The organism is Inquilinus sp. (genome assembly GCF_039594555.1).
Lineage (GTDB): Bacteria > Pseudomonadota > Alphaproteobacteria > DSM-16000 > Inquilinaceae > Inquilinus.
In genome coordinates, this window is sequence record NZ_JBCNNF010000040.1 from 21767 (window position 1) to 28108 (window position 6342).

Below are 6342 nucleotides of genomic sequence, written 5' to 3' on the forward strand. Positions count from 1 at the left end.
CGGGCGATGCCGATGGAGATCCTGGCGCTCAATGCCGGTTCCTCCTCGATCAAGCTCGGCCTGTTCGAGGAGCGTTCCGGCCGGGCGGTGCGCCGCGCCAAGGCGGTGCTCGACCTGAAGAGCCGGCCGCCGGCGCTGCGGCTGGAGGCGGAGGGTATCGCCGACACCATCGAGATCGGCGTCGCCGATGCCGGCGACCTACGGGCCGTTCTGGATGGTTGCCTGCGGGTGCTGGACGACCGGCTGGGCCTCGGCGGCCTCACCCTGGCCGGGCACCGGGTGGTGCATGGCGGCGAGGCCTTCACCGGCCCGGCCCGCATCACCGGGGAGGTGCTGGCGCAGTTGCACGCGCTGGTGCCGCTGGCGCCGCTGCACCAGCCGCCGGCGCTGCGGCTGATCGAGGCGCTGGGCGCGCTGCGGCCCGGCATCGTCCAGACCGCGTCCTTCGACACCGCCTTCCACGCCGGGCAGGCCGACCGGGTGCGCCGCTTCGCCCTGCCCCGGGGGCTGCACGACCGCGGCATCAAGCGCTACGGCTTCCACGGCCTGTCCTATTGCTTCATCGCCGACGCGCTGCGCCGCGACCATCCGGAGCTGGCGGCGGGGCGGGTGGTCGTGGCCCATCTCGGCAGCGGCGCCAGCCTCTGCGCCCTCCGGAACGGCGCCAGCGTCGAGACCACCATGGGCTTCTCCGCCCTCGACGGGGTGCCGATGGCGACCCGGCCCGGGGCACTGGACGCCGGGGTGCTGCTGCACCTGCTGGGCCAGGATGGCATGGATGTCGCGGCGGTCGAGGACCTGCTGTACCACCGCGCCGGGCTGCTGGGCCTGTCCGGCATCAGCGGCGACACGCGCGACCTGCTGGCCAGCGCCGACCCGGCGGCGGCCGAGGCGATCGAGATCTTCGCCTTCCGGATCGCCCAGGCCATAGCCTCCCTCTCCGCCACGCTCGGTGGGCTCGATGCCCTGGTCTTCACCGCCGGCATCGGCGAGCACCAGCCGGAGATCCGCGACCGGATCCGCGGCCATCTCGGCTGGCTGGGCGTGGCGCCCGGCGGCCCCGTCGCCGTGCTGGTGATCCCGACCGATGAGGAGCAGGTGGTGGCCGACGAGGCGCTGCGGACCCGGCCGGCGGAGCGCTGAGCCCGGGGAACCGATCCGCCGCCCGGCCCGTCACCCTGTGAGGGCGGCCGCTCCGGCCGCCCTGTCACGGGAAGGACACCATGGATATCGGATGGCTGTGGCTGGTGGTCGACGTGCTGCTGGTCGCGATCCTGGCCGGCGGCATGATCTACGGCACCCTGCAATGGCGCCACCGCCGCCGCAGCCCGGAGCTGAAGCGGGCCTCCGAGGAGGCGGTCCGCCGGAACTACCGGGAGGGCGGCTGACGCCCTGCCGCGGCCGCCAGCTTGGTCCAGCGCTGGTCGGTATGCCGGCCGGCGTATTCGCGGTCGATCTCGTCGATCAGCGCGTCGGCCCGCTCGGGCTCCACCGCGGCGAGGATGGCGTCGAGCTTGGCCTCCATCCGGTCGTCGCCCTCCTTCGACTGCGGCGAGCCGACATAGAGCAGGAAGGCCAGGCCGCCGATCTGCCACAGGAGCTGCAGGAATTCCGACTGCCAGTTCTCCAGCGTGTCGCGGCTCATCTCGACAACGTAGGCCCCGACCTCCGGCGGCGCCCCGTGCTGGCGCTGTTCGTCGACATAGGCGAACCAGCCGAACAGCCAGTGACCGACCAGCGAGATGACGAAGAAGCCGAGCGTCACCCAGCCATAGCCGTAGCGTTTCCAGATCGAGTTCGACATCACGCTGTCTCCGATGATGATTACGGTGCCGCTGTCAACGGCCCATGCGGCCCAAAACGGACTCACCGACAATGACCTTCAGAACAGCCGATCCGTTCCGGCGGAGACCGGAATCCGGGTGCAGGCCGGCACGCGCCGGATCTGCCTCAAATGTCCCGCTTCACAATCCGGCCTCGCGGGGCCGATACTGCCCGCCTTCGAGGGAAACGACCAAAACCCACAACAGGGTAGGCAGATGACCTGGATTCACCGTTTCGCCGCGGCGGCTGCAGCTGCCGCAGCGCTGGCCGTTGCCGTCCCGGCCGGTGCCGCGCCTCCCGCTCTGGTGGAGACGCCGATGTATGAGCAGGACGTCGCCGCCGGCAAGCTGCCGCCGGTGGCGCAGCGCGTGCCGCAGGATCCGTCCGTCGTCGACCTGGCGGCGGAGAAGAAGGAGCCGGGCAAGCCGGGCGGCGAGATCGCCTGGATGATCGGCCGGGCCCGCGACGTCCGCATCATGAACACCTACAGCTATGCCCGGCTGGTCGCCTACGGGCCGGACTTCCAGCTGCATCCGGACATCCTGCAGTCGATCGACGTCGACGGCGAGAAGGTGTTCACCCTGCATCTGCGGCCGGGCCACAGATGGTCCGACGGCCAGCCCTTCACCAGCGACGACTTCCGCTACTTCTGGGAGGACGTGTCGCAGGACAAGGAGCTGATGCCCTACGGCCCGGATTCCCGGCTGCTGGTCGACGGCGAGCAGCCGAAGGTCGAATTCCCGGATGCGCAGACCGTCCGCTACACCTGGTCCAAGCCGAACCCGGACTTCCTGCCGGCGATCGCGGGGGCGTCCCCGCTCTACATCTTCGCGCCGGCGCATTACCTGAAGAAGTTCCACAAGAAATACACCGACGCCGCCGCGCTGGACGCCATGGTCAAGGAGGCCGGTGCCCGCAACTGGGTGGCGCTGTACACCCAGCGCAGCAAGCTGATCGATTCCGCCAATCCGGACCTGCCGGTGCTGGAGCCCTGGGTCAACACCACCAAGGCGCCGGCGGAGCGCTTCGTCTTCGTCCGCAACCCCTATTACCACCGGGTCGACAGCCAGGGCCGGCAGCTGCCGTATCTCGACCGGGTGATCGTCAATGTCGTCGAAGGCTCGCTGATCCCGGCCAAGACCGGCACGGGCGAGGCCGACCTGCAGGCCCGCGGCCTGCGCTTCGACAACATCAGCTTCCTCAAGGCCGGCGAGCAGGCGGGTGGCTACAAGGTGCGGCTGTGGCCGACGGCCCTCGGCTCCGAGGTCGCGCTGTACCCCAATCTGAACTGCAGCGACCCGGATTGGCGGGCGCTGAACCGCGACGTCCGCTTCCGCCGTGCCCTGTCGCTGGGCGTCGACCGCGACGAGATCAACCAGACCGTGTTCTTCGGCCAGGCCCGGCCGAGCCAGAACACGGTGCTACCGCAGTCGCCCTACTATGACGAGGCGCTGGCGACCGAGTGGGCCAAGTTCGACCTGGACAAGGCGAACGCGCTGCTGGACGAGATCGGGCTGACCAAGCGCGATGGCGACGGCACCCGGCTGATGCCGAACGGCAAGCGGCTGGAGATCGTGGTCGAGAGCGCCGGCGAGCGCAGCCTGGAGGCCGACGTGCTGCAGCTGGTGCGCGAGAGCTGGGCCAAGATGGGCGTGGCACTGCACACCGCCCAGTCGCAGCGCGACGTGTTCCTGCAGCGGATCTTCGCCGGCGACACGGTGATGTCGGTGTGGCAGGGCTGGGACAACGGCCTGATCACGCCGACCACCGGCCCGTCGCAGCTGGCGCCGGTGGACCAGAACTGGCTGCAATATCCGAAATGGGGCCAGTTCGTGCAGACCGGTGGCGGCGCCGGCGAGAAGCCGGACGTCGAGTTCGGCACCAAGCTGATGGCGCTCTACACCGAATGGCGCGGCACCACCGACGCCGCCCGCCGCGACGCCATCATGCGCGAGATGGTGAAGATCCAGGCCGACGAGGTCACCTCGATCGGCACGGTGCAGGGCGTGCTGCAGCCGGTCGTGGTCAAGACCCGGCTGCACAACGTGCCGGAGAAGGGCATCTTCTCCTGGGACCCGGGGGCCCATTTCGGGGTCTACCGCCCCGACACCTTCTGGGTCGATCCGTCCTGATCCTGGCGAAGCGCCCGGCCCGCAGCACCATCGCCGCGGGCCGGGCGCTTCCGCATCAGCCGATCACACCTCGTCCCACTCGTAGCGCTTGGCGTTGTCGCGATACCATTTGGCGATGCCGGGGATCTCGTCGACCAGGCGGCGCTTCGGTGCCCAGCCCAGGCTGCGCAGCTTGCTGGAGGAGATCGAGTAGCGCCGGTCGTTGAACGGCCGGTCCTCGACATATTCGACCACCTCCTGCATCTCGACGCCGAAGGCGTCGCAGATCATCCGCGTGACCTGGAGGTTGGTGTACTCCTCGTCGGAGCCGATGTTGTAGACCTGCCCGATCTGGCCGACCTCGTTGATCAGGGCGATCGCCTCGGCCATGTCCTGCGCCGCCAGGTAGTGGCGGACATTGCTGCCATTGCCGTGGATCGGCAGCTTCTCGCCGCGCACCAGGCGCAGGCAGAAGCGGGAGATGATCTTCTCCGGATACTGGCGGGCGCCGAAGATGTTGTTCCCGCGGATCATCAGGATCGGCATCTTGTAGCAATGGATCAGGCTGCGGACCATCATCTCCGCCGCCGCCTTCGAGGCCGAATAGGGGTTGGTCGGGTTGAGGATGGTGTCCTCGTCGACCTCGCCCTCCAGCACCTCGCCATAGACCTCGTCGGTCGAGACATGGATGATCCGCGGCACCTGGTTGATGCGGCACGCCTCCAGCAGCGTGTGGGTGCCGAACACGTTGGTGTGCACGAAGCGGGTCGCGTTCATGAACGACCGGTCGACATGGCTTTCGGCCGCGGCATGGATCACCAGGTCCGCCCCCGCCGTCGCCTGGCGGCAGAACTCCGGATCGCAGATGTCGCCCACCAGCAGCTGGCGCCGGCGGTCATGCAGGTGGTGCACGACGTTCTCGATATCCGCCGAATAGGTCATCTTGTCGAAGAAGACGAACCGGGAGTCCGGGTAGCGCGCCACGAACAGGTCGGCGAGGTGCGAGCCGAGGAAACCCGCAGCCCCGGTGATGACGATCTTGTTCAACCCCCAAGTCTCCTTCCAATGGCCAGACAGGCCGTACGAATGTCGTCGCGACCGGCGACCGGGCCGAAGCGCGCGACGAATTTGTCCACGTCCATCGTGAATGCATCGCGAATGGACGGATCGGTGATGCTGAGGCTGCCGCGGCCGTAGCCTTCGAGGATCCACATCGCCAGCCAGCCGGCCTCGAGCGGCACGCCGGAGCCGACGTTGAACAGCCCGCCGGGGCGCGCCCGCACCACCTTGACCAGCGCTGCGGCGAAGGCCTCGGCCGGCAGGAAGTCCTTCACCGTGAACGGGCTGACGTCGTAGCGGATCACGCCCTCCTCCCGCAGCGACCGCAGCAGGAGGCCGAGGAAGGTGCGTCGGCCCGGCAGGTCCTCGAAGCCGAAGACGTTCGACAGGCGCAGGATGGTCAGCTTCGGGCCGAACCGGTCCTGCAGCAGCTGCTCGGTCACCAGCTTGTTGCGGCCATAGGCATCCTGCGGCGCCGGCACTCGGGTTTCGACCAGCGGCTGGCCGTCGGCCGGGCCGTAGACCTTGCGGGTGCTGATCATCACCACATGCGCATCCGCCGGCATCCGGCCCGCGCGCTGCGCCTGGCCGATCGCCTCGGCCAGGGTACGGTCGCAATCGAGCGCCGGGTCGTAGGACTCGCGCATATAGCGCGGATCGAGCGCGAAATTGACGACGCAGCCGATGCCGTCGAAGGTCTCCGGCCGCGCCACATCAGCCCAGGCGGCGTGGCGGATGCCGCCGGCGCCATGGGCATCGACGAAGCTGCGGGCGAGAAAGCTCGCTCGCCCGATCACCAGCACTTCAGCCAATCGTCCCCCCAAGCACGTCACCGGCCATCGGCCGGGCCCCTTTCTGCGTCGCTATTGCGTCCGCACCATGGCAGACAGCGCCGATCGCCAATCCGGCTGCCCCAGCCCGAACACATGGCCGATCTTGCCGCAATCCAGCACCGAATTCGACGGCCGCCGTGCCGGGGTCGGATAGTCCGCGGTCGCGATCGCATGCAGCACCGGTCCCGGCCGGCCCGTGGCGGCGAAGATCGCCGCGGCGAAATCGTGCCAGGTGGTGGCCGGCGCGCCGGCGAAATGGAAGGTGCCCCAGCCGTCGAAGCCGGGCGCCAGGGCCTGGGCACGGATCGCCAGGATCGCCGCGGCGATGGCCGCGGCCGGGGTCGGCCCGCCATGCTGGTCGGCGACGATGCGCAGCTCCGGCCGCTCGGTGCCCAGCCGCAGCATGGTGCGCATGAAGTTGTGGCCGTGCGCGGCGAACACCCAGGCGGTGCGCAGGATGACGTGGCGCGGCAGCGCCTCGCGGACAGCCGCCTCCCGCGCCGCCTTGCTCTCGC

General features: G+C 69.3%; 7 protein-coding genes. 3 read left to right on the plus strand and 4 right to left on the minus strand.

What is annotated here, in order from left to right; genetic code table 11:
- Window positions 1-6 precede the first annotated feature (6 nt).
- Together ABDW35_RS06755 and ABDW35_RS06760 are read left to right on the plus strand one after the other, a co-directional pair.
- Window positions 7-1143 (plus strand): acetate/propionate family kinase, encoded by a 1137-nt coding sequence (locus ABDW35_RS06755; RefSeq protein WP_343713086.1) that lies wholly within the window; start codon window positions 7-9, stop codon window positions 1141-1143.
- A gap of 80 nt (window positions 1144-1223) precedes the next feature.
- Window positions 1224-1388 (plus strand): hypothetical protein, encoded by a 165-nt coding sequence (locus ABDW35_RS06760; RefSeq protein ID WP_343713087.1) that lies wholly within the window; start codon window positions 1224-1226, stop codon window positions 1386-1388.
- Here ABDW35_RS06760 and ABDW35_RS06765 read toward each other — a convergent pair.
- On the minus strand, window positions 1370-1804 hold the full coding sequence (locus ABDW35_RS06765; RefSeq protein ID WP_343713088.1) for a DUF6766 family protein: 435 nt from the start codon (window positions 1802-1804) through the stop codon (window positions 1370-1372). The genes ABDW35_RS06760 and ABDW35_RS06765 overlap by 19 nt on opposite strands.
- A gap of 235 nt (window positions 1805-2039) precedes the next feature.
- Between ABDW35_RS06765 and ABDW35_RS06770 the strand changes: the two genes are divergently transcribed.
- Window positions 2040-3956 carry an ABC transporter substrate-binding protein gene (locus tag ABDW35_RS06770; RefSeq protein ID WP_343713089.1) on the plus strand — a complete coding sequence of 639 codons (1917 nt, stop codon included), beginning with the start codon at window positions 2040-2042 and terminating at the stop codon, window positions 3954-3956.
- Between the two features lie 63 nt (window positions 3957-4019).
- On the opposite strand, the gene ABDW35_RS06775 is transcribed toward ABDW35_RS06770, so the two are convergent.
- The 3 genes from ABDW35_RS06775 to ABDW35_RS06785 form a co-directional block, all read right to left on the minus strand.
- Window positions 4020-4982: a GDP-mannose 4,6-dehydratase gene (locus ABDW35_RS06775; RefSeq protein ID WP_343713090.1), complete on the minus strand. Its 963-nt coding sequence runs from the start codon at window positions 4980-4982 to the stop codon at window positions 4020-4022.
- Entirely contained in the window at window positions 4979-5797 is an 819-nt protein-coding gene (locus tag ABDW35_RS06780; protein WP_343713092.1) for an SDR family oxidoreductase, read from the minus strand. Before ABDW35_RS06780 ends, ABDW35_RS06775 begins: the two co-directional genes overlap by 4 nt.
- Before the next feature lie 60 nt (window positions 5798-5857).
- A partial coding sequence (locus ABDW35_RS06785) for a sugar nucleotide-binding protein (RefSeq protein ID WP_343713091.1) occupies window positions 5858-6342 on the minus strand: 485 nt, incomplete at its 5' end.